The 20,856-nt window shown below is 69.1% G+C and carries 17 protein-coding genes and 1 pseudogene; 9 read left to right on the top strand and 9 right to left on the bottom strand.

Features of this window, described 5'->3' with window-relative positions:
- Positions 1–879: 879 nt before the first annotated feature.
- Positions 880–1,677, top strand: a complete 798-nt coding sequence (locus BGK67_RS41075) for a hypothetical protein (protein WP_347878467.1) — start codon at positions 880–882, stop codon at positions 1,675–1,677.
- Between the two features lie 281 nt (positions 1,678–1,958).
- Here BGK67_RS41075 and BGK67_RS34875 read toward each other — a convergent pair whose 3' ends face one another.
- Positions 1,959–2,813, bottom strand: coding sequence for a hypothetical protein (locus BGK67_RS34875; protein WP_069924550.1), 855 nt, complete (start codon positions 2,811–2,813; stop codon positions 1,959–1,961).
- A gap of 42 nt (positions 2,814–2,855) precedes the next feature.
- A complete protein-coding gene (locus tag BGK67_RS34880) occupies positions 2,856–4,001 on the bottom strand; it encodes a helix-turn-helix domain-containing protein (RefSeq protein ID WP_244291563.1) in 1,146 nt (381 codons plus the stop codon).
- Between the two features lie 1,119 nt (positions 4,002–5,120).
- On the opposite strand from BGK67_RS34880, the gene BGK67_RS34885 reads away from it, so the two are divergent.
- The 3 genes from BGK67_RS34885 to tcmP all read left to right on the top strand — a co-directional run bounded on the left by BGK67_RS34885 (position 5,121) and on the right by tcmP (position 7,981).
- Positions 5,121–5,879: an Abi family protein gene (locus tag BGK67_RS34885; RefSeq protein WP_079154766.1), complete on the top strand. Its 759-nt coding sequence runs from the start codon at positions 5,121–5,123 to the stop codon at positions 5,877–5,879.
- Between the two features lie 168 nt (positions 5,880–6,047).
- Entirely contained in the window at positions 6,048–6,665 is a 618-nt protein-coding gene (locus BGK67_RS34890) for a hypothetical protein (protein ID WP_069924551.1), read from the top strand.
- 131 nt (positions 6,666–6,796) lie between these two features.
- Entirely contained in the window at positions 6,797–7,981 is a 1,185-nt protein-coding gene (tcmP, locus tag BGK67_RS37065) for a three-Cys-motif partner protein TcmP (protein WP_079154785.1), read from the top strand.
- Positions 7,982–8,025: 44 nt separating this feature from the next.
- On the opposite strand, the gene BGK67_RS34900 is transcribed toward tcmP, so the two are convergent.
- A complete protein-coding gene (locus BGK67_RS34900) occupies positions 8,026–8,772 on the bottom strand; it encodes a DUF5131 family protein (protein ID WP_069924552.1) in 747 nt (248 codons plus the stop codon).
- Positions 8,773–9,164: 392 nt separating this feature from the next.
- On the opposite strand from BGK67_RS34900, the gene BGK67_RS39595 reads away from it, so the two are divergent.
- Positions 9,165–10,085, top strand: a complete 921-nt coding sequence (locus BGK67_RS39595) for an L-type lectin family protein (protein ID WP_069924553.1) — start codon at positions 9,165–9,167, stop codon at positions 10,083–10,085.
- 89 nt (positions 10,086–10,174) lie between these two features.
- On the opposite strand, the gene BGK67_RS34910 is transcribed toward BGK67_RS39595, so the two are convergent.
- Positions 10,175–11,419 (bottom strand): NsdA family TPR-like regulatory protein, encoded by a 1,245-nt coding sequence (locus BGK67_RS34910; protein WP_244291564.1) that lies wholly within the window; start codon positions 11,417–11,419, stop codon positions 10,175–10,177.
- Positions 11,420–11,773: 354 nt separating this feature from the next.
- Here BGK67_RS34910 and BGK67_RS34915 point away from each other — a divergent pair, with 354 nt between their 5' ends.
- The 3 genes from BGK67_RS34915 (at position 11,774) to BGK67_RS34925 (ending at position 14,710) form a co-directional block, all read left to right on the top strand.
- Positions 11,774–12,946, top strand: a complete 1,173-nt coding sequence (locus BGK67_RS34915; RefSeq protein WP_069924554.1) for a cupin domain-containing protein — start codon at positions 11,774–11,776, stop codon at positions 12,944–12,946.
- Positions 12,947–12,955: 9 nt separating this feature from the next.
- Entirely contained in the window at positions 12,956–13,765 is an 810-nt protein-coding gene (locus BGK67_RS34920) for a hypothetical protein (protein WP_069924555.1), read from the top strand.
- Between the two features lie 312 nt (positions 13,766–14,077).
- A complete protein-coding gene (locus BGK67_RS34925) occupies positions 14,078–14,710 on the top strand; it encodes an SMI1/KNR4 family protein (protein WP_069924556.1) in 633 nt (210 codons plus the stop codon).
- A gap of 406 nt (positions 14,711–15,116) precedes the next feature.
- Here the strand turns inward: BGK67_RS34925 and BGK67_RS34930 are convergent, their stop codons facing one another.
- Positions 15,117–15,314, bottom strand: a complete 198-nt coding sequence (locus BGK67_RS34930; RefSeq protein WP_069924557.1) for a hypothetical protein — start codon at positions 15,312–15,314, stop codon at positions 15,117–15,119.
- A gap of 189 nt (positions 15,315–15,503) precedes the next feature.
- Positions 15,504–16,490 (bottom strand): competence protein CoiA family protein, encoded by a 987-nt coding sequence (locus BGK67_RS34935; protein ID WP_069924558.1) that lies wholly within the window; start codon positions 16,488–16,490, stop codon positions 15,504–15,506.
- Between the two features lie 230 nt (positions 16,491–16,720).
- On the opposite strand from BGK67_RS34935, the gene BGK67_RS34940 reads away from it, so the two are divergent.
- Positions 16,721–17,230 (top strand): SUKH-4 family immunity protein, encoded by a 510-nt coding sequence (locus BGK67_RS34940; protein ID WP_244291565.1) that lies wholly within the window; start codon positions 16,721–16,723, stop codon positions 17,228–17,230.
- A 97-nt stretch (positions 17,231–17,327) separates the two neighbouring features.
- Here the strand turns inward: BGK67_RS34940 and BGK67_RS34945 are convergent, their stop codons facing one another.
- The 3 genes and pseudogenes from BGK67_RS34945 to BGK67_RS40880 all read right to left on the bottom strand — a co-directional run bounded on the left by BGK67_RS34945 (position 17,328) and on the right by BGK67_RS40880 (position 20,674).
- Positions 17,328–18,437 (bottom strand): IS110 family RNA-guided transposase, encoded by a 1,110-nt coding sequence (locus BGK67_RS34945; protein ID WP_079154767.1) that lies wholly within the window; start codon positions 18,435–18,437, stop codon positions 17,328–17,330.
- A gap of 18 nt (positions 18,438–18,455) precedes the next feature.
- Positions 18,456–19,181, bottom strand: a pseudogene (locus BGK67_RS37070) (IS5 family transposase); the annotation flags it as partial.
- Positions 19,182–19,249: 68 nt separating this feature from the next.
- Positions 19,250–20,674, bottom strand: a complete 1,425-nt coding sequence (locus BGK67_RS40880; RefSeq protein ID WP_069924560.1) for a competence protein CoiA family protein — start codon at positions 20,672–20,674, stop codon at positions 19,250–19,252.
- Positions 20,675–20,856: the final 182 nt, after the last annotated feature.

Genomic DNA, 20,856 nt, shown 5'->3' on the forward strand with positions numbered 1-20,856 from the left:
CAGCCCGTGCCACCCGCCCTACCGCCAGCCAGGGGAGGCAGGTCCTCATCGGTGACTTCTCTCCCGAGGATTGCGACGACCACCTCGCCCGCCGCCTCACCCGCGACGGCCAGCCCCTCATCGGCGCTGACATCCGCCAAGTCATCACCGACCACTCCCACGGCCTACCCCTCGACCTGGCGGTCATGCGCTTCCTCGAACTCCGCCGCACCGGTCACACCCCGATCCCGGCCGACTTCGACCACGACTTTCCCGCACTGATCGCCCGCACCCTGTCCGACCTGACCCCGGACGAACGCCACGTACTGCGCTCGGTCGCCCTGCTCGACTCCTTTGACCTGACCTTGGCCTCCGCGGCCGCCGGGCTTCAGCACCAGGCGCCGGCACTACGGCTGATCGAGCGGCCCTTCGTCCGCGAGAACCCCTTCGGGCTCTGGCCCTACCACCTGCACGGCCTGATCCGCTCGACCATCCGCAGCGCCAACGACCACGCCGACGACCGCTGGTCCCCCCCGCGACTGGGAACAGGCCGCCGCCCGGGCGCTGGCCGCGCTCGGCGCCCAGTGGCAGGCCCACACCGGCCGGGACCGGATCCTCCTGGTCGGCTGCCTGCGCCAAGGACTCGCCCTCGCCCGAGAATTCCGCCTCGACCTCGACTGGCTCGCCGACGCCGCCTGGTCATACGTCGGCGACTCGATCTGGGAGCCGATCGCCCCACCGGCCTGGCCCGACGCCGGCACAGCCCTGGCAACGCCGGCCGACGCCCTCGTCGAGCTTCTGGCCGCGCTCGCCCGCCGCCAGCACGAACACCGCTCCATCACCGCCTCCCGCCTCGCAGCGGTCACCCGGACAGGGCTGCTGCCCGCCGACGTGCTCGAAATGGCCGTCTACTACCTGGCCAAGGCACAGCGCGACCTCGGCGACTCCGCCGGCTCACGAGCCGGGATGCAGTTCGTCGCCGACGGCGACGGCCGGCTCGCTCCAGCGGCTCGCCGGGGCCTGGCCCACCTCGCCCGCCTCGCCGGCGACTTCCCCACCGCGCTCGTCACCGCCCGCACCCTCGGCTGGGCCGGCCGCCAGCACCGCGTCGAAGGCGACATCCTGTGGCCCCACGGCGACGTGCACCGAGCGGCCTCCGCCTACGCCACCGCACGCGACCAGGCCGAGAACCACGGCGTCGCCGGCGAACGCGCCACCAGCCAGGCCCAGCGCGCCCTCGTCCTCGCCTTTACCGACCCCGACCAAGCGGACGACGAGCTCCACCTCACCGAGCAGTACCTCACCGGCCTCGACCTCCGCGCCACCGGCTTCACCCTGCGAACCGCCGCGCTCATCCGTGAGGCAGGCGCCCTGCCCAGCCTCGACACCGCCCGCGCGCTGCGCACCGAGATCCGCGACGCCGGCATCACCGCAGCGGAAGCCGTCCTCGAGCTCGCCCTTGCCTTTCACCACGCCGTCGTCGGCGAGACAGACCAGGTCCGCGCCGTCATCGACCGCCTGAACGAACTCACCCGGACCGGCGACCACGCGCACTACGTCGACATCGCTCACTTCATGGCCGCCCTGCCCCTGCCGGGATCCTCTGCCATCCGCTGGACCGAGAGCGAAGAACACGTCCGTTCCTCGTGGCGCCGCCTGGTTGAGGCCAGGCAGGAACACCTGCGCGCCGAAGACTGACCGCCCGAGCAAGCACGAGGCCCCGGACCGGGAGCTGGTTCGGAGCCCTTGTTGTGCGGCCCGCCGACGCCAGGACCTGGCAAACAGATGTCCGCACGCCGACCGGCGTGCGGACCAAAAGGAAAGGGAGGGGCAGTGGCCGGTGATTGCGAGTGCCCCTTCAAGTAGGCACTGAATGTACGCCCTAACGCGGCGACCCCAAGAGCATTTGCCGCGCGTTCGCACCGGGGGGCGGGCTCTGCGCCGGGACGTTGGTCGAGGCCAGTGCCTCGGCACCAGGGTTATTCCGTCAGGCGTGCGATGAAGGCCGGGGCGAGGGTCCGGACACGGTCCTCTTCGAGTGAGCCCGCGAGCGCCTTGACAGCCATATCGACGCCGGGGGTGGCACGCCCACCGAACAGCTGACGCAGCTTTTCCAGCCCGTCCACCGCGACGCCACCCACGCGCGGGTCGTCGCGCAGCACGGCGAACGTGTCGGAGACCTGTCGTGCCCTGGCGGTCATCATGATGCGCAGGACGTCACCGGCATCCTTGTCGGTCAGGCGGTCCGGGCGCTTCTCGGCCTGGCTGAGGCGGTCGGTGATTTTGAAGGCTTTGGCAACCAGCAGGGCCGCAGGGCCAGCCACGTTGACCGTGATCGAGCGATCGTCGGCAGGGTCGAGGCTGCCGACGGACAGGGGCGAGCGGTCCACGGCGGCGACCTCAAGGCCCTCGATCCAGCGCGCAGACATCTTGCCGTGCGGCGGGACCTTGGCGCTGCGGTCCCCGTTCTTGCGGGAGAGCTGCTTGGGAACGAGGAGGTCCAGTTCCACCGGAACGATCTGGTCTCCTACAGTCTCCTCCCGTTCCCAAAGTCCCGGCTGATGTTCCTGCTTCAGCCTGAAGCCAGCCTCGCGCAGGGATGCATCGAGGAGGGGCTGGTCCTCGAGGAGAGCGGGGTCGATGCTCAGGTCGCCGTCGGAGGTGAAGGGCGAGTTGCGGATCGCCGCGTCCGGAGTGCGGAGGTAGACGGCCTGCGCACCCACAACCGTCAGGGCCTCCAGGTGAGGGCTCAACGCAACCAGGCCGTCGAGGAGCACACGCCGGGCCGCCACCGTCAGCTGATCAGGGTCGACGCCCTCCGGGACCTGTGACATGGGGCCTCGCGCTCTCGTTGGCTTGCATCCTGCGTTGCGATCTTAGTGCTCAAGGGGCGGCGTCCCGATGACTTTCTTGGAAGCGCGCCACTCCTCGGGATGTGCCTCCATGAAGTCCAGGAGAGCCTCTCCCTCGGCTGGCATCCTGCCAGGGCCGGCCAGGCAGTCGAGCGCCGCTTGGCTGGGCGCGACGTACTGCACGCCGTCGACAAATTCGGAGCGTCTCCGGACGAAGGAATCCGGCTCGTTCAGCAGCAAGACGTCCGCGCCCTCGGTGACCGGTAGGAGTCGGAGTTCATCGGCCACGTCGTCGACGTTCAGCCAGGACGCCATGTAGAGCATCAGCTGACCGCCCACAGCGACCTGTACAAAACGCTGCGCGGCGTAGGAACCGGTGACGGAGAGACCGTCGATGGCCGCGAGACCGCCGTCGTATGCCTTGGGAAGCTGCGCGATCTGCTGCAGCACGGCCGGTACGCCGTTTGAGGCGAGGAATCCCCGGTATGCCCCATGGGAGAGGAGGCTGGTCTCCCTGGCCCGTGCACGTAGAAGCTGAGCCCAGTCGACGTCCGTGATGATCCGCCCCTTGCGACGGATCAGGAGCTGGTCTTCCAGGGTGTCCAGGAGCCGGGATACATACGGCAGGCTCAGTGTGGAGGTCCGGTGCAAGTCGGTGGCGCGGTGAGGTGGAGGAACATCGGCCAGGAGTCGTACCAGGCGTCCTGCCTTCACCCCTGCCAGAGTGGTCCTGCTGGTTTCCCTGGGTGTGGACCGCGGGGCCTTTTGGGCTCCGACGGTGTGGATGATGATGGCCGGTCGTGGCACACGGACGTCGACGTTGCCCGTCAGATCCAGGTACGCGATGCCGTTTCGTCTCAGCAGCTCCTGGGCCTGGGATGAGATGTACGGTGCGATGACCAGCAGATTTGTGTAGTGATTGACCTCGCGGAGCAGCTGCATTTTAGGCACCAGCTGATCCATGACGAACCGCGGCGGTACCACCTGAGTCGCCTCCACCAGCAGCTGCGTGAAGACGCTGTCCCCCTCAGCCTGCACCTCCAGGGAGGCATCGAAGACCTTGGTCTTATTCGGGCGCTGCGTGACCTGCCACTCCGGCCCCAGCAGGTCCCTCAGGGCTTGAATGCCCTGATCCAGCAAGTGCGCTTCTCTGATCAGCGGAGCTTCCACCGGCTCATCATCACACGCCACCAGGAAACGTTGCTCCAGGAGCGCACTTTACCGTCTCAGTAAAGTCCACAACCGAGGCAAGTTTTCCCCAGACAGTCACTTTTTCGAATCATGCAACCTCCTCACTCAGGCAAGGCAAACGCCGAGCATCCTCCAGCTGCCCATCGTCTCGACCGGCGGGAGGGCGGATAGCGGGCGGGCCACGTGCGAGGGTCATGACCCATTCGGCTGGCGACAACGATCAGCCGTCGAGGAGGGCGAGCTCGCTGTCAGGCCGGCACAGCGGGCACGTGAAGACCGACGGCGCGGTCCGAGCACCTCCAGGACCGACTCCCGGGTTGTCGAACGGCCCCGGGCTGGTGATCCTGCGACGCCGGTATGGACGCGCTCGGGCCGCCGGATGGCGCCGATGCCGTACTCGATGCGAAGAAGCGGATCCGCTCCACGCCGCAGGAAGACCTGGCGGGCTGTCGAAGGCCGGCCTCTACAAGAAGGCCGCCGCCGCGAACCTCCCCGGCCGGTCGCAGATGTCCCGGCGACGATCTCGTGAAGGCCCTGGCCTCGTCTTCGTCGCCGTCATGATCGGTAAGGGGAGGCGTTCGAGGTGGCGCTGAGACCCCCTGTGGAACCGATGCTGGCGCAGGCTGCCGAGGCGATCCCGGCCTCCGGTGCAATTCGGATAGCCACGACAGGTAGGGGACACCCCCTCCAGCGGGACCGCCCGGCGCGGTCAGCAATGGCCGGGTCAGGCCGAGGTGCGAAGCGGCACGGCAAGTGGAAGGGGGACTGCCGCGCCAGTCTGCTGGGCGCGCTCGGCTCGAGTCCGGTGAACGGCTGCGGTCTCCGTGGCGGCGAACGCACGGCGCTTGTTGGCGGCCGCGATGACACAGGTCTGCTCCAGCAGGCCCTTGGTCGCCCCGTGTCCCGCATCGGCCGCCGGCCCCGTGTTCACCCGAAGGCGCGACTTTTCTCCGCCGTGGTTGACGATCGACTGGGTGCCTGGGGAAAAACTGAGGGCCTTCACCCGCTGGGTGAAGGCCCTCAAAAGTCTGACCCCGGCCGCATAGCGTAAGCCAGAGGCTGAACCGGGGAATCTTTCACCCACGATACATCTCTGTTGTGCAGATACGACCGACAGCAGCGCAGCTCAAGCTCCTGGAGCCGCTGATTTCCCGCCCTCGCCTGGCTCCCTACATCGCCGCCACGACGTCCTCGCAGGCGGCGATGGAGCTGTATCTGTGGAACGTGCGCGTATCGGCGGCGTTCGCCGAGGTGATCGCCCTCGCGGAGATCATTCTGCGCAGCGCCATGGCGGAGCAGCTCGCCAGCGCCTACGGGCCCGCCTGGTACGCGCGGGCCGAGCTGTTCGATGACCGCACGATCAGCGGCTTCCGCGGCACGTGGCGCAACATCAACATGCCGACCGACCACAGGACGGGTAAGCCGGAAGCCAAGACGCTGCGGACCGTCCCGGCCGGGAAGCTGGTGGCCGAGTCCACGTTCGGTTGCTGGGTGAACCTGCTTGACAAGGGCGGCACCCGAGGCGACGGCCCGTACCGGCAGAACGTCGACTACGACTCCACCCTGTGGCGCAAGGCCCTCCACAAGGCGTTCCCGAACAGCGGCGGCAGGCGGGCGACGGTGTTCACCACCGCCAGCCACGTCCGCTCGCTGCGCAACCGTGCCGCCCACCACGAACCGTTGATCGGTGGTGTTCCCCTGCCCGGTCAGACAGACCGTCGTGGCCAGGGCCGCCGGCTCACTCTCCCCGCCGCGCACGTCGAGGTGCTGCGCCTGGTCGAGTACATCGACAGGGACGTGGCCGCGTGGCTTGGACAGAACAGCCGCGTCCCACAGCTGCTGTCCATACGGCCGTGAACATCAGCCGACGCCGCGGGTTGCTCAGGAAGAAACGGTCGGCCGAGAGTCGGACGCCCGCACGGCGTTTGTAGTCAACGGCATGCGCATGCCTCGAAGGAGCAGCTACGCAGTGGGCGGGACGCGCTGAGGCCAGCCATCAAGGATCCGAGGGAGGGGAGCTACCCCATGGGGGCAGTGGTGTTGTGCGCGGTGTTCTGGGCGGGCGCGGCCGGGGCGGTGATGCGGTGCGTCAAGGAGTGGCGCAGTGGTGCCGATCAGATGTGGTCGTCGAAGTGGAAGGTGCTGGCGGGGGCCTTGATCGTGACGGCCTTCCCGGTGATGGCAACGGCCCGGCTGGCGCCGTCCGACGCGCGGTTCTTCCTCGAAGATTTCGTCAGGCTGCTGGTTCTGGGCTCCGCTGGCTCCGTGGTCGCCGGATGGGTGGCGTCACGCCGGAGTGATGCCCAGGCGCGGGCGTTGCGGCGCGGGCTCGGGCTGGCCATCGAGCGGAGGCTGTGGAGCCCGTGGGTCCTGGTGGGCTTGTGGAGCGCCGCCGGAGTCCCCTTCACGGTCGTCGAAGTGGTCATCACCATCAGGTACATCGAGGCGCACTCCCCCGGGCCCGCTGCCGACGGCACTTGGGCAGAGGCGGACACGATCGCCTGGCTCTCGGTGCTGACCATCGCCGTCTTCGTCGTCGTCGGCGTGCTGCATGGCCTTGTCCAGCACCGGCGCCGCGCCCGGGGACAGCGGCGCGTGCGTAACGCCGACCAGCAGTACCTCATCACCAACCCCGCCGACTGAGAGCTCCGCCTGCCGTTGAGCGGGTGGGCTGTGGACGCAGGTCGCCTTGCCCCCAGCGACGGTCTTGCCTGAGCTCCTCGCCATGCTTCACTATCTGTAACCAGGCAGATACCGAAGAGCCGGGGGTGAGCATGTCGTCTGGTACGGGCGGGAGCTACTGGGCGGACAAGGCGCTGCCCAGCGTGTTCAAGCACGAGCTGCTCAAGCGCTACCTGCCGCAGTTCGGCGGCATGACGGGCTCGCGCTCGCACGACAAACGCGTGGTCTACCTGGACGGATACGCGGGCGAGGGCCGCTACGAGAACGGCGAGCCCGCCTCCGGGGAGCTCGCCCTGCGTATCGCTGCGGACCTGCATTCCCGGGCCGGGCTGACGCTGGAGTGCTTCTTCTCGGAATCCCAGCCGAAGTCGTTCGACCGCTTGCAGGAGGTCGTCCAGCAGTATCGCGCCGGCGGTGTGCTGGCCCACGCCCACCGCGATGAAGTCGATGGCGTCCTGGACCAGGTTCTTGAGCGAGCCGAGGGGGAACCGCTGTTCCTTTTCCTTGACCCGTGCGGGCTGGTCCTTCCGCAGGACCGGCTGGTGGACGTGCTGGCCCGCAAACGGCCGCAGGACTGGCCGCCGACCGAGTTGCTGATGAACTTCAGCATGATGGCCGTCTGGCGCCTGGGTGGGCATGTGCGCTCCCCGCAGGGCAACGAGAAGTCGCTGCAACGCTTCGATGACGTGTGCGGCGGCACCTGGTGGCGCGAGTACTTCGCCGACGCGACGGCCTCTCGCGAGAAAGAAGGGGCGGCCGAGGACGCGATCGAGGCGGTCGCCGCCGAGTACTGCCGTCGCCTGGCCGAGCGCACAGGCATGCTCGTGCAGTCGGTGCCGGTGTCGCACTCACCGCGCAAGCGAGCGGTGTACCAGCTGGTCTTCGCCACCCGCAGCCCCTACGGGCTGTGGGTGTTCGGCGACACCGTCGCCCGGGCCCGGGACGAGTGGTGGAAGACGCTCGAGCTCCGCGAGGAGAAGGACGACGGGCTGTTCTCGGTGACCTCGGTGACTCGACCAGATCCCAAAGAGGTCGAGACCAGGGCGGTGCCGCAGATCGCGGAGAACTTGGAACAGCTTCTGCTGCGGACGGGCCGGCCGATCAAACTGGTCGACCACCCCCTGGAGATCTTCGGATCCTTCTACGGGCAGGTCACCGAGCCGGCGGTGCGCAAGGCCGTGCAGCTTCTGCACGGGCAGGGCAAGACGCCCAGCAACGGCGTGGGCGTACGCAAGACCCGGGAGATCACCCTCCACCCCGGTCACCGTGCGGCCTGACCGACGCGACCACGCGTAGAGCCGGCGGCAGTGGACGGTCCCGGTCAGGCCGGGACCGTCCGCGGCATCTGGTCCCAGGTCACACCCTCAAGCGTGCGACCACCGGCCTTCGGGGTGTGGCCACCCCACTGCTTGAAGAAGAACGCCACGTTCTCCTGAACGCACTGGTCCCGGATCTGCGATACCCACGCGGGATCCATTGGCCGGTGCTTCGGTCCCGACTCACCGCCCGCGATCACCCAGTGGATGCCGTCCAGGCTCAGGCCGTCGAGCGGGCCGAGCAGCGGCTCGCAGGACAGGAACCGTACGGCGGCCGGCACCTGCCGCAGGTCGTCCACGCGCGGCAGCTCCTTCGCTGTCTCCACCGATACGCCCATCCATACGTTGGCCGGCCAGTCGAGCCGGTCGGCGACCTGCCGCAGGCGGCGGGCGCGCTTGGTCAGGACCTGGTAGGTGTGCTGCGGGGTGTCGGCCATGACCTCGAAGACGCGGCGAACGAAGTCGAGCGGGACGCGGGCGTGGAAGAGGTCCGACATGGAGTTCACGAACACGGTCCGCGGGCTCTTCCAGCCGTACGGGATGTCCAGAGCGTCGGGGTGGACCGTGAGGTCGAAGCCCGGCCCGGACGTTCTCGGATCCCCGTCGTTCTGGTACTTGGCCGCGCCCATCGCCTTGAGCCTCTTCGCCAGCGTCAGGGCGTAGCAGTTGTCGCACCCCGACGAGACGCGATCACATCCAGTCGTTGGATTCCAGGTCGCCTCAGTCCACTCAATGGAACTCCGGTCAGCCACTGGTTCGCCTCCATCTCGCCGCGCCTGTTCCGGCACCCCTGGCCCATCAGCGGCACAGCTATCGGAACGGGCATCGCCATACAACCATCCCTGAGCCACCTCTTTCCCCGGAAAGTCGGGGGCAGTTGGCCAGGTACCAGCCCCGATCCTGCGGCAAGAACGTGCTCCCTCACCCGATGGGGGCACCCCTCGCCGTGGCGCCTTGATTCCGTTGGCGCACCACGGATTTCATCTGCGCGGGCTCGTGAACGCCCGGCCGCGCGATGGAAGACGCCCCCGCACCCCTTCGCCGAGGACCGGCCAGAAGCATCACCACCTGTACGACTCCTGCTGGCCCACCTCACTAAAGCGCTCACCGCCGGGGGCCGGTGTGGCGCGGAACAGCGACCACGATGCCTCAGGCCACCCTGGCCCTCACCGAAGACCGCCGCCGCTGCACCGGCGAGTCCCACCAGGCCCTCCACGCACTCGTCACGGACACCGACCAGCCGCTCACCATCCCCGCGGCCCGTCACCTGGAGCAGGCACAGCTGGAGGCCGCAGTCTTCCTCGCCTGCTGCAAGATCGGCAGCCTCTCCGAGCACCCCCTCGGCATCGTCCAGGTACGCCCAGAGGAAGGACGGCTCACCCTTCGGCTGCTCGACGAGCCGTACGTCGTCCACCACTGGGCCGAGTTCCTCCTTCCCCGCCTGTCCGGCGAGGAGAGCGACCACCCCCTGGACCGCGTCTTGGGGGTCCCCGGCCTCCGCTACTGCCGCGAAAGCGGCGGCATCAGCCTCCACCGCCCAGGCGCGCCAGCCCGCATCCTGCTCACCGGCTTCAACCCGCGCTGGTGGGAGCGGATCGCCGACCGGCTCACCACCGACTACGGCCTGCTCCAGTCTGAGCCGGACTGGACACCCACGGAGCGAACCGCGTACACCGCGGCCGTGAACTCCCCCTTCGAACCGCCGTCGCTCTTCTCGCCTCTGCTGCGCCGCATTCGGGCGACAGCCGGCCCCGGCCCGTTCAACGGCACCGATGCCTGGCACGCGGTCGGCAGCTCCTTCCGGCTGGAGACCACCGACGGACCGCCGTGCCCCGACTTCATCCGGCTCCTCGGCGACGGCCCCACCGGGTTGGGCTGGAAAGTCGACCACAAGAGCTGCACTTGCCTGTGCGACCACACCCACTCCGGCATGGGCTGCACCATCGACTTCCTCGAACCCACTACGGGCCAGTTCGTGTACTACTCCAACCTCAAGTGGAATCGCACCCACAGCGATCGCCGCAGCCAGACCGTCACCGACCTGAATCGGCTGGCCTTCGCCTGATCCCGCCAGGTCGGCGTCCGGCGATCAAGGACACTCACCGGTCGCCGTTTCCAATGGAAACGGCGACCGCGCCCTTCGCTACGCCACCCTCAATCGAGGGCATCGCCGAGCAGTCGGCGCGGGGCGCCGTCCAGGTGCTGGTGGAGCAGTTGGGCGCGGGAGTGCACCAGGCCGGTCCGGTAGGCGTGCGGTAGCCGGTCGTAGACGGCGGCCGCCATCGCGGCGGCCGCGCCCGGGTCCCCGTCGACCCGCAGGCACGCGGCGGTGTCCATGGCGATCAGGGCGCGGGTCATCACCGACGGCGAGGTCGTCAGGGCCAGGGCGTCGTCCTGCGCCCGGTAGGCGGCGCGGGTGTCGCCGAGCAGCGTGTACGCCTGGGAGAGGTGCACCGCGTGCTTCTGGGCCGGGTACCCGAACCAGGTGTCCGCCGACTCGGGGCCGTCCAGCTGCTCGGCCAGGGTGCGGACGTCGTCGACCGCGCGACGGGCGCCGGGCAGGTCGCCGATGGCGGCCAGGGCGCGTGCGTTTACGGCGGCCGCGAGCGCGGCCGCGCCGGACGGGTGGGCGCCGGCCTCCCTGCGGGCCTGCGCGGCGATGCGGGCGGCTTGGGCGGGGGCGCCGTAGTTCAGACCGACCATGGCGTGACGGCCGAGGACCCAGGCGGTCATCCGCCGGTCCCCGGATTCGCGGGCGGCCTTCGCCGCGGTGGCGAACCAGCGGTGCGCGTCGGCCTGGTCGCCGCGGTCGTGCTGGACGATCGCCACCAGGCCGGAGATCCCGGCGGCCGTACGCGCCAGGTCGGTGCGGTCCTTCGCGGGGTGGGGCCGACGTAGGACGGCGGCGAGGAGCGCCAGGTCCTCACGCATCTCCCCGAGGACGGCATCGGGTGCCCGTCCGTTGTAGCCGCCCCGGTGCCGTTCGAAGGCGCCCTCGAGGTAGGCGAGATCTCCGGCGCCGTCGGCGTCCAGGCCGGTGTCGATGCCCTCCCGCGCCTGCGCGATGCCGGGCAGCACGGCGAACCCCGCCGTGGCCGCCGCCAGGGTGAACAGCTTGCGTCGCTTCACGTCGTCGTCCTCCATTCTCTGCTGCCTGCGGTGCCGGCGGGTGTTCTCCAGGGCCTGATCCAGCTGCTCGTCGGTCAGGTCGTAGACGGCGCGGATCGCCGGACGCCAGACCGGAGTCGGTAAGCGCTTCTCGGTCTCCCAGCGCTTGATGTTCTCGACTGTGCACACGAGGCCGGCGTCGGTCATGCGCTTGGCCTGCTGCTCGCGGGTCCGCTTCGCCTGATGCCTGATGGTGCGCAGCAGCTCGCCGATTCCGTCTGGGCTCACCATGCCGGGCCTCCCCGAGTGTGGGTGTCGAAAGACCATCCTGGCCCCCCAACGCGGCCCCGCCCAGGGTGAATCGGCCCTCCGGAGCGGCCCTCCCCTGTGGTCTTCCCCGGACCTTCAATGGTCGAACGGAACCGGCCGGGATAACGCCTCCAGGGGCTCCCCCTCCCAGCCGGCCCCGTACTGGGCGCCCGCCTTGCCTGGGGGCGGCGGGCGCCGTCCACGCTCCATCCGACACGAGAGAAGGAGTACGTCATGAACCTGATCCTCTCCAGCCGCTCCATCAAGGGAGCCGCGACCCGGACCCCCGACGGCGGGGGCACCGGCAAGGGCGACGGCAACGACTGATCGCCGACCATGACCACCGCGATCAACGCGGCGGTCCGGAGCCTCGGCGGGGACTTCCTCGCCGGGGCTTTCGGCCGCTCCTACCAGCACTGGTCACAGGCCGCCGACCTGAGCGGCCTGTTCACGTGGGATGACATGAACGACCTGGTCGCCCGCCACTGCCTCGACGCTCCGCGGCTGAGGCTCTTCAACGACGGGGAGCAGGTCCCGCCGTACGAGTACCTGCACACCTCGGTCACCAAGCGCTCCGAGGTCCGCCACCGCGTCGAACCCTCCGGACTGCACCGGCAGATTAGCGCCGGCGCCCCCTTGGTCCTGGACGCAGTCGACAAGCTCCACCCCGGCGTCCAGGCCCTGGCCGAAGCGCTGGAGCGGCACTTCCGCACCGACGTCCAGGCCAACCTGTACGCCTCCTGGCACCCCACCGAAGCCTTCGGGATCCACTGGGACGACCACGACACCGTGGTCTTCCAGCTCGAAGGCGCCAAGCGGTGGAACCTGTACGGAACTACCCGCACCGACCCGCTCCGCCTCGACGTCGAAGCCCCCGCCAAGCCCGAGGGGCCGCCGCTCGCCGAAGTGATCCTGCAGGCCGGGGACATGCTCTACGTACCGCGCGGCTGGTGGCACGCGGTCGCCGCCACCCAGGGCCGCTCCCTGCACCTGACGTGCGGGCTGACCCCGGCGACCGGCCACCACCTCCTGGTGTGGCTGGCCGGACAGCTCCTCCACTCCCCCACCCTGCGCGCGAACGTGCCCACGGTGGCCGGCCCCGCCGAGCGCACCGCGTACGCCGAGCAGTTGCGCAAGGAGGTGTCCGAGGCGCTCCACCCCCACGTCGTATCGGAGTTCGCGGCCTCCCTGGACGCCCGCGACCCCGGCCGTCCGGCCCCCTCCCTGCCGTACATCGGCGACGTCCCCGCCCACCCCGGCTTGGTCCTGGCCCTCACCACCGCCCGGGCCGCGCTGGAGGGATCCGACGAGGCCGTCGTACTGCGCGCCGCCGGACACGAATGGGAGCTCCACCCCTCCGTGCGCCCCGTGCTGGAGGCCCTGGTCTCCGGCGCTCGCTTGCCCCTCGGGGAGCTGGCCGAGCGCTCCGGTCTCACCGTGGAACAGGTCGCAGCCCTGGCCACCGAGCTGGTATCCAAGGACGCGGCAGCCGTCTCCCAGCCGAGGTAGGACCCGCCCATGTTCGAGACCCCCACCCCCGTGACCGCCGACCGGATGCTGGCCGCCCAGCAGCACGCCGCCGACCAGTTCGGCCTGCGCGCCACCGGCCGCCGGGTGTGGGGGTACCGGGGCCGCACCCTCTCGGCGGCCGCTGGCCCGCACTGGCTGCGCATGGTCTGCGCCGAGGCCGGCACCGAGGGCGGCACACTGTGGAACGGCCCATCCACCTCCCGCGCCCTCCCCGCCTCGGTGCCACGCCCCGACCTGTTCCGCACCCGGGACTGGACCACCGGGGCGTACGCCTACCGGGCCGAGCTGTACGCCCTCGCCCCCGACCCGATGGTCTCCCCGTGCCCCATCCTCGGCGCAGACCCGGGCCTGCCCGAGACCTGGTGGAAGGAGATGGTCGCTGCCCTGGACGCCCTCGCCGACGTCCCGCCGCCGACGGACCGCGAGGCCGTACGCGAGGAGTACCTGCGCCGCGTCATCCCCCAATTCACCGGACACCAGGCCGACGCAGCCATCACCTGGAGCACCGCCCACGGCGACCTCCACTACGGCAACATCACCCGCGGCCCGCACATCCTGGACTGGGAAGGATGGGGCCGCGCCCCCTACGGATACGACGCCGCCACCCTGTACCTGTACGCGCTACTGACCCCCGCCACGGCCGCCCGCATCCGGACTGAGCTCGCCCCCGTCCTGGACCGTCCCGAGGCCCGCACCGGACTGCTGACCGTGGCCGCCCAGATCCTCCAGGCCCAGGACCGCATCGACTTCTACGCCGAGATCGCCGACCCCGTACGTGAGCACCTGGCCCGTCTGTAGCCACGGCCTTCGGGGGTCCCGGCCACCGCCTTAGCGTCTGATTGATGTCCCGTCTCATTCGCTCTTTGCCGGTGGCATAGCCCCTGAACTGGGCTGATGCAACGGCGAGTGGGACCGGATGGCCTCGCTGGTCTCACATCTCGTTGTCGCTCTGACGGGTTAGCCGCTGAGCGTCTCAGGTTCGGTTGCCGCTGATCTGTGTCCGCGCACGGATGCTGGTCGTCGCCTCGGTCGGTCTGGATCGTCGCCAGGCAATGCTGTCGGAGCCTCGGGTTAAGGTGAGCGGCCCGCCGTACTCAAGGAGTTTGAATCATGTCTGTTCATCCCGATGTAGAGGATTTGCTGCGGATTGTTCCCGCAGAACATCGGGGCGAGGAGCGTATCGACTGGCGTGCCGCGGAAGCCGCATTGGGCACGAGGTTGCCGAGCGACTACATGTCGTTCATGGACACATATGGTGTGGGCGACATCGCGGAGTTGGTCATCCTCCCGCCACTGTCCATCGACGTCCCCAATTTGAGCGACTGCCACATCGGAAGCGTGAGCGAGGGGCTCCGCTGGGTGTGGGAGGAGGAGGGCGGTGTGCCGGGCGTTTCTGCTGGCCCGGAGGCTGTACTGCCGTGGGGGACCGGCTGCAACGCCAACGAGATGGCTTGGTTGATGACCGACGCAGACCCGAACAAATGGCCTGTCGTGGCATGGCGTCGCCAGGTTTCCTATGGAGAGTCCCGGTGGGCGATCTTCGACTGCGGCATGGTCAAGTTCCTCACGCGCATGATGCTTGCGGAGTTCGACGAATGCCCGCTCGGCGACGCATCACTCTGGGGACGCCCTGGAGTGTTCGTGAGCTGGCGCGAGCAACGCCGCCGACTCGTCGCCGGGCTGGACCCTTTGACCGGGGAGCCGAACCCCTATGCCGAAATGTTCCCGATCTTTGATGAGTGACTTCAGGTCTTGCCTCGCCATCGCAGGTCAGCGGGGGCCGGACGACTGGGACGGGGCCCTTTCGAGGTGGGAGAGGTTGAGCAGGCGATAGGCCGTCGCCTGGGAGACCTTGAACCTCTTGGCCAGGACGGGGACGCGGGCGCCGTCGGCGTGCTGCTGGATGAGGTCCTTGATCTGGTGGTTGTTGAGCTTGGGGGGGGGCCAGCCGCCAACGCGCCCACGGACACCTCGCCGCCATGCCGCCCTTGATGCGCTGGCGGGCCGGATGACGGCCCGTTTCGATCGTCGTCCTGTCCTGATCCGGGCCGCAAGCAGGAGCCTGCGTGGCATGACGTGGCAGGACCCGGCCGAGGTGACTACGGGCCCGGCCGGGTCCTGCGTGCGTGGGTGTGACGTCTGACGGTGGTCAGAGTTCTTCGTCGCGCTTCTCGTCCCGCTCGCGCTCGCGGAACATCTCCTCCTGGCGGCGCCGCTTGAGCTCCTCGGGGCTCGGGGCCCGCTCGCCTTCCTGGCCCGCGCCGGGGTTCGCCTGTCCCGGGCGCATGCGCTCCTGCTCTTCACTGCCCTTGCCCGATTCCTGACGCTTGTCCTGCATACCGCCCATGACGGCGACTCCTCTGAGATGCGGAAGGACTCCTCCCCGATCACGCTGCCACCCAAAGTCACATCACGCACCATTTGCGTCACCGACCGTGGTGGCGAGTGACGGCCCAGGGTTTGCGGCGGCGCTGGCGAGCGGCCGGTCCCACCCCGGGTTGCCCCCGTTAGGTCCAACGGGGGCAACCCGGGTGGGTCAGCACAGGAGATGTCGCAGGTTTTTGACCAGCAGTGGATCCAGCGGACGGCGGCACACCTCACACCGCAGACCACCCGCCGGCACCGGCGGAGGCGGCAGGGGAGCGGGCGCACGCGCCGCCCGGTCCCGGGCCTCACGGACCGCCCGGGCGTACCGGGCCTCGCCGTCCTTGCGCTGCTTCGCCTCCTCCTGCGCCTCCCCCTGGGAGTCGAGCACCCGCTTTCGCAGATGCTCCGGCAACACCGCGCCGCCCGGTCCCAGCCCCAGCGCGGCGAGCGGCATCGTCACCCGCTCCAGCTCGTCCAGCGCACACGGCGGATGGTGCAGCCCGAACACCGACAGATCCGGCGCCTGCCACCACTGATGTGCGCGCGTGTGCGGCCGCCCCAGCGACGTCGCCGCCTCCCGCTTCGAGACGGAGTAGAACCACACCGGCAAGCCCTCGTCGAGCACCACATGTGGGAAGTGCACCCGCGGCCGCCAGAACCACACGTCGACGACGCCTTGGCGGGCGTAGTCCCGATGCCGGGCCCGCCACCCGTCGTCGGTCATGAGCTTGCGCTGCGCCTCCAGCGCGATCTTCGTGCCGTCCCGCAGCAGTACCTCGACGTCGGCCCGCCGGTCGTGTTCCTCCGTCCACTGCTCCAGCCGCACACAGTCGGCCCCGGGCCTGGACCGGGCCCAGGCCGCCAGGAGGTGCTTGGTCGTGATGTGCCAGACCGTCTCCGGGCCGTGGCCCCCGGCCGGCGCCTGCCCAGGCGGGTGCGCAAAGTGCCGGCGGACCTTCCCGCCCAGCCTCCCCCGCGTCACCAGCGGCACCCGGGTGCCCGCCGGGGCTTCGAACCCGTGAAAGCAGTAGAAGCACACCAGCTGACCCGTGCCGCCGTACCCGAGGCGCTTCCAGCGCTCCGGCGGCCCCTCGGCGATGTGCACCTCTCGCCGGGTCTCCAAGTCGAACCCGACCACCAGTAAGTCGTCCTGCACGCTCCGCCCCTCCCCTTCGGCTTCCCCCAGGGTTGCTGCCGTCGCCGGAGCCGGGGGAAACACGCTGGCCCGCAAGACGTGCCACACCGGCCGGAGTACTAGGGCCTCCGCCCGGCCGCGGGGGAGAGGCAGCCGCGGGTGGGTCAGAAGCGCTGGTGCTAGGCCGTGTCCGATGGGTCGTCCCCGCGGTCTGAGAGGATCGGATGGACGGATCGAGTAGGGGGTGTCGGTTGCCGAGCGCGCTGTGGCTGCCATATGACGCGAGCTCTCTCGCGCGCCTGGGTGTGGGCGGCGAGGCGGTTTCTGAGCTGGCCGAGCGAGGGTTGCCAGCCGACTGCAATCGCATGTTCGTGCGGGACTCCGGTCGTGAGCTGGATGTCCGCGACCTTCCATCGGGTCGGGCTGCGTTCCTCGGTGCGTTCGAGGACGGGGTCAACACGTACTGGCTGCTGATCGATAGCGGTGAAGTGTGGATGGTCCGCGGCTATGAAGGCGATGGGCATCAGCAGTACGGGCTGGTCAGCTCTTCGGTTGCCGGTCTGCAGAGCGTTCTGGAGGTGTGGGAGGCGTTCGCCTTCTCGGGAAAAAGCGATGCGGACGACGACTACGAGGACTTTGTCGAAGAGGTGCTTGAGCGGGCCCGGCAGAGCGATCCGCGGATGTTCGAGGATGACGACGCATGGTGGTCACGCGTTTTCGAGGAAGTCGAGCTCGGCGTCTTGGTCCCGGAACAGGTGTAGCCGCGGACGCGGTGGTCACGAGCGGAGCCACAGTCGGATCGCCGCGACCGTGACCGTCCCGTGGAAGACGTAGGCCCGCTTGATGCCCCTATAGATGTCAAACAGCGACTGGGGTGGGTCCTGTCTGGTCAGTGGGGGCGCGTGTCGGGACGATGAGCCGGTAGATCTCTCGTGCGACGTAGCGTTTGAGGCAGCGGATGATCTCGCGGCGTGTCTTGCCCTCGGCAAGACGTCGCCGCAGATAGTCCCGGGACCGGTCGTCCCAGCGCAGACGGCTGAGGACGATCCGGTAGAGGGCAGCATTTGCCTGGCGGTCGCCACCGCGGTTCAGCCTGCGCCGTTGCGTCTTTCCGGAGGAGGCCTCGACCGGGCTGGTGCCGCATAAGGCTGCGAAGGACGCCTCGCTGACAAGTCGCTCAGGGTTGTCGCCGGCCGAGATGAGCAGGGCGGCGGCGCTGTCTGGGCCGACGCCACGGACTTCCAGCAAGCCCGGCGTACTGACTTCGACGGCCTCGGCTATCCGCTTGTTGAGATCGTCGATCTCCTCGGTGAGGTGCCGGATGCGGCGGGCCAGCAGCCTCAAGGTATGGCGGGCAGCCCCGGCCGGCCCGGATGCGTGCTGAGCGTCCAGCTCGGCGCACCGCTTGAACAGATGCGGGTTACTCAGCCCCGCCAGTGACTCGCGCAGGGTGGTGTCAGCCGAGACCAAGACGCTCTTGAGCTGGTTGATCGCCTGGGTTCTGGACTTGATCGCGGACCCTTTTGCCAGCTTGAACAGCCGGAGCATCTCTACTGGACCGTCGCTGGTCTTCGCCGCGGCAGTGGCGCGTCCGGTCAGCACGGCGCGGGCGGCAGCCTCGGCGTCGATGGCGTCGGTCTTGCCGTGGCGGCGTCGGGCGGCCTTGTCAGGCTGGTTGACCTCGGTCACCTCGATCCCTTCGGCGCGCAGGTGCCGTGCCAGGGCAGCTCCGTAGGAGCCGGTGCATTCAACGCCAGCCCGTCGCAGCACGCCAAAGGATCGTGCCCAGTCGACGAGTTGCCGATAGCCATCAGCGGTCGCGGGGAAGCTGCGGCCGTCCAGGGCGGCGCCGAGAACGGTGATGACGGCTGCAGCGTGGACGTCCTTGTGGGTGTCCACTCCGAGCAGGACGTCCTCAGTGTCCGCAGAGACGTGACATGGGGCATTGGGCTGCGTGATGCTGGTCAAGGTCGCCTCTCCTGATCAGCCGGTGGGCCGGCCACCCTTGCTGCCCCGCCGTTGGCGGTTGGCTCGCTGGTCCCTGGGTTCAGGGATCGTGTGCTTGATCTGTCGGCGCCGCAGGTACCGGCGGTTTCGGCGAGAGGAATACGCTTTGTCTCCTCCGACGTGGTCTGGTCGGGTGCGTGGGCGCCCGCCGCCCGGCCTTGGGACTTTGACCTGTTCGAGAACAGGTATGAACTGCGGGGCGTCACCCCACTGTCCGGGCGTGATGACGAAGGCCAACGGGCGACGACCGCCCTCGCTGGCCAGGTGAATTTTGCAGTTCAGCCCTCCCCGGGAGCGGCCCAGGCCCTCGTCGGAACGGTGTCTGGCCGGGCGACTGCGGCGGCCCGGAATTCGTGGCGCGCGACTGAGGGCGCCGGCTGCGTGCTGGTGTGCTCGGCAGGACGTCGAGTCGACGCTCACCATGCTCCAGTCGATTCGGCCCTCCGCATCAGCGTCGGCTTGGACGGCCCGCAGGATCTTCTCCCAAGTGCCGTCCGCCGACCATCTGCGATGACGATCGTGAACCGTCTTCCACTTGCCAAATTGCGGCGGAAGATCCCGCCATGGCAGGCCGGTCCGCTGCCGGAACAGAATGCCGTTGATCACCCGGCGGTGGCACTGCCAACGCCCGCCCCGACCGCGGTTACGCGGCAGATGCCGCTCCAGCCGCATCCACTCGTCGTCTGAAAGATCACCTCGCCCCACACCGAGCGAAACGATCCAGCGCAAGGCGAGTCACAGGACCCATCGGACACGGCCTAGACCGCGGCAGCTCAGCACATGGTCAATTGCTCATGCTCGGGCAGGTCCAGGTCGGTGATCCGGCCCTCGGGAATCACTGCGGCCAGTTCCCGGGCCTCCTGGGCACTGCGCGCGAAGGCGTGCAGGCGCACGATTCCGGGTGAGGCGGCGACCAGGCTGGGGCAGGGGCGTACGACCCCGTACAAGACCCGTCGCTTCCCCGTCGTGTACACGGACACCCCGTAGGCATACTCCGAGGACATCATCAGTTTCTCGGGGATGTCGACCCGAACGTTCGACTCGCGCCATGCGTATTCGGCAACGGCGGTGAGCAGTTCGGTCCGCTGCTGCTGCGACAGTTTGCTCCACCACGTCCTCGCGGTCTCCAGCGCCAACCGCTGCGTTTCCTCCCGCTGGGCCTGCTCCAATGCGAGTCGCGCGTCTTCCGCCGCCTTCTCTCGGGCCCGCCGCGCATCTTCCACCTCCCGTAGCTGACGCACCTTCTCCCAGTAGACGCGGGACTCCTCCGCCCGCTTCTCCCGAAGCCGTTCAGCCTCCTCCGCCCTCCGGGCCTGCTCCTGCTCCGCCCGCAGCCGGCTCTGCCGATCAGCCTCCTCCTCCAACTGCCTCTGGCGAGCTTCGCGTTCCTCCCTCGCCAGCTCCTGGCGCTGGCGCATCGCATTATGCTTCTCCTGGGCCGCGGCTGACTGCGCAGACGTCCACCATTGACCGCGCCGAAACTGCCGCTGCTCGCCGTCCACGACGCGGTACACCCGCCGGTACCGCGGCATGCTCTCGACCGGAACGACCTGCCCGTGGAGCGCCCACCGGACGAACTGGACCAGTTCCTCCTCGCGGAACATCCAACGGCCGGCGGCATAATCGAAGCCGGCGAGGCCGTCGTCCACCATCCAGAGCTGTGGCTCATGTTCTTCCGGGGCGCGCACCCGGACCGCGGGCACCGCGCTGATCCAACGCGGCGGTCGTTTGTGCGGGGACACCCAGTACACTCTGACGCCCTCGTCGAGGTAGCGGTCGGTGCGTGCCTGGATGTCGTCCAGGGTGATCGGCGACAACTGTGCCTCCCAGGCCATCCGCTGGGTGCCATCCGGCGAGGCCGCCATCACGTCCGCGCGCCAGGAGCCGTCCTCCGCCGGCACTTCCAGCGTGGCGAACCACCCGGCCGCCCGGATCGCGCCCGCCATCTCCAGCTTGAGCATGTGGTGCTCCCACGACTCATTCGACAGCTCACACGACGGCGGCCGTCCCGGGTCGTGGCAGAAGAACCGCACGCCGTACTTGGAGACCTTCGGATGAAGACTCCAGTCACACTCCGGGCAGGCGAGCGGGATACGGGGGCGGGCCTTGTGAACCTGCGTCCAGTCCAGCTTCTGCCCGAGGTCGGCAAGGGTGGCGTCGAGGCGGCCCAGGTCGGGGTGCAGCGCGGTGAAAGGCATGAATCGCATCTCCTGGCGATCCGGCGTACTCGCGGCGTATCTGACAGGACAGCAGATAGCAGGCGCCACTGACAGAGGGCCTCCAGGTGGGGGTGGGTGACCACGCGGATACGGCTCCCCAGCCCGGCAGCGGCAGCGCACACATGGAGCCGCCGCTGCCCGCCGGCGGGCAGCGCTTGGGC

Origin of the sequence: Streptomyces subrutilus (assembly GCF_001746425.1) — a bacterium.
Classification (GTDB): Bacteria; Actinomycetota; Actinomycetes; order Streptomycetales; family Streptomycetaceae; genus Streptomyces; species Streptomyces subrutilus_A.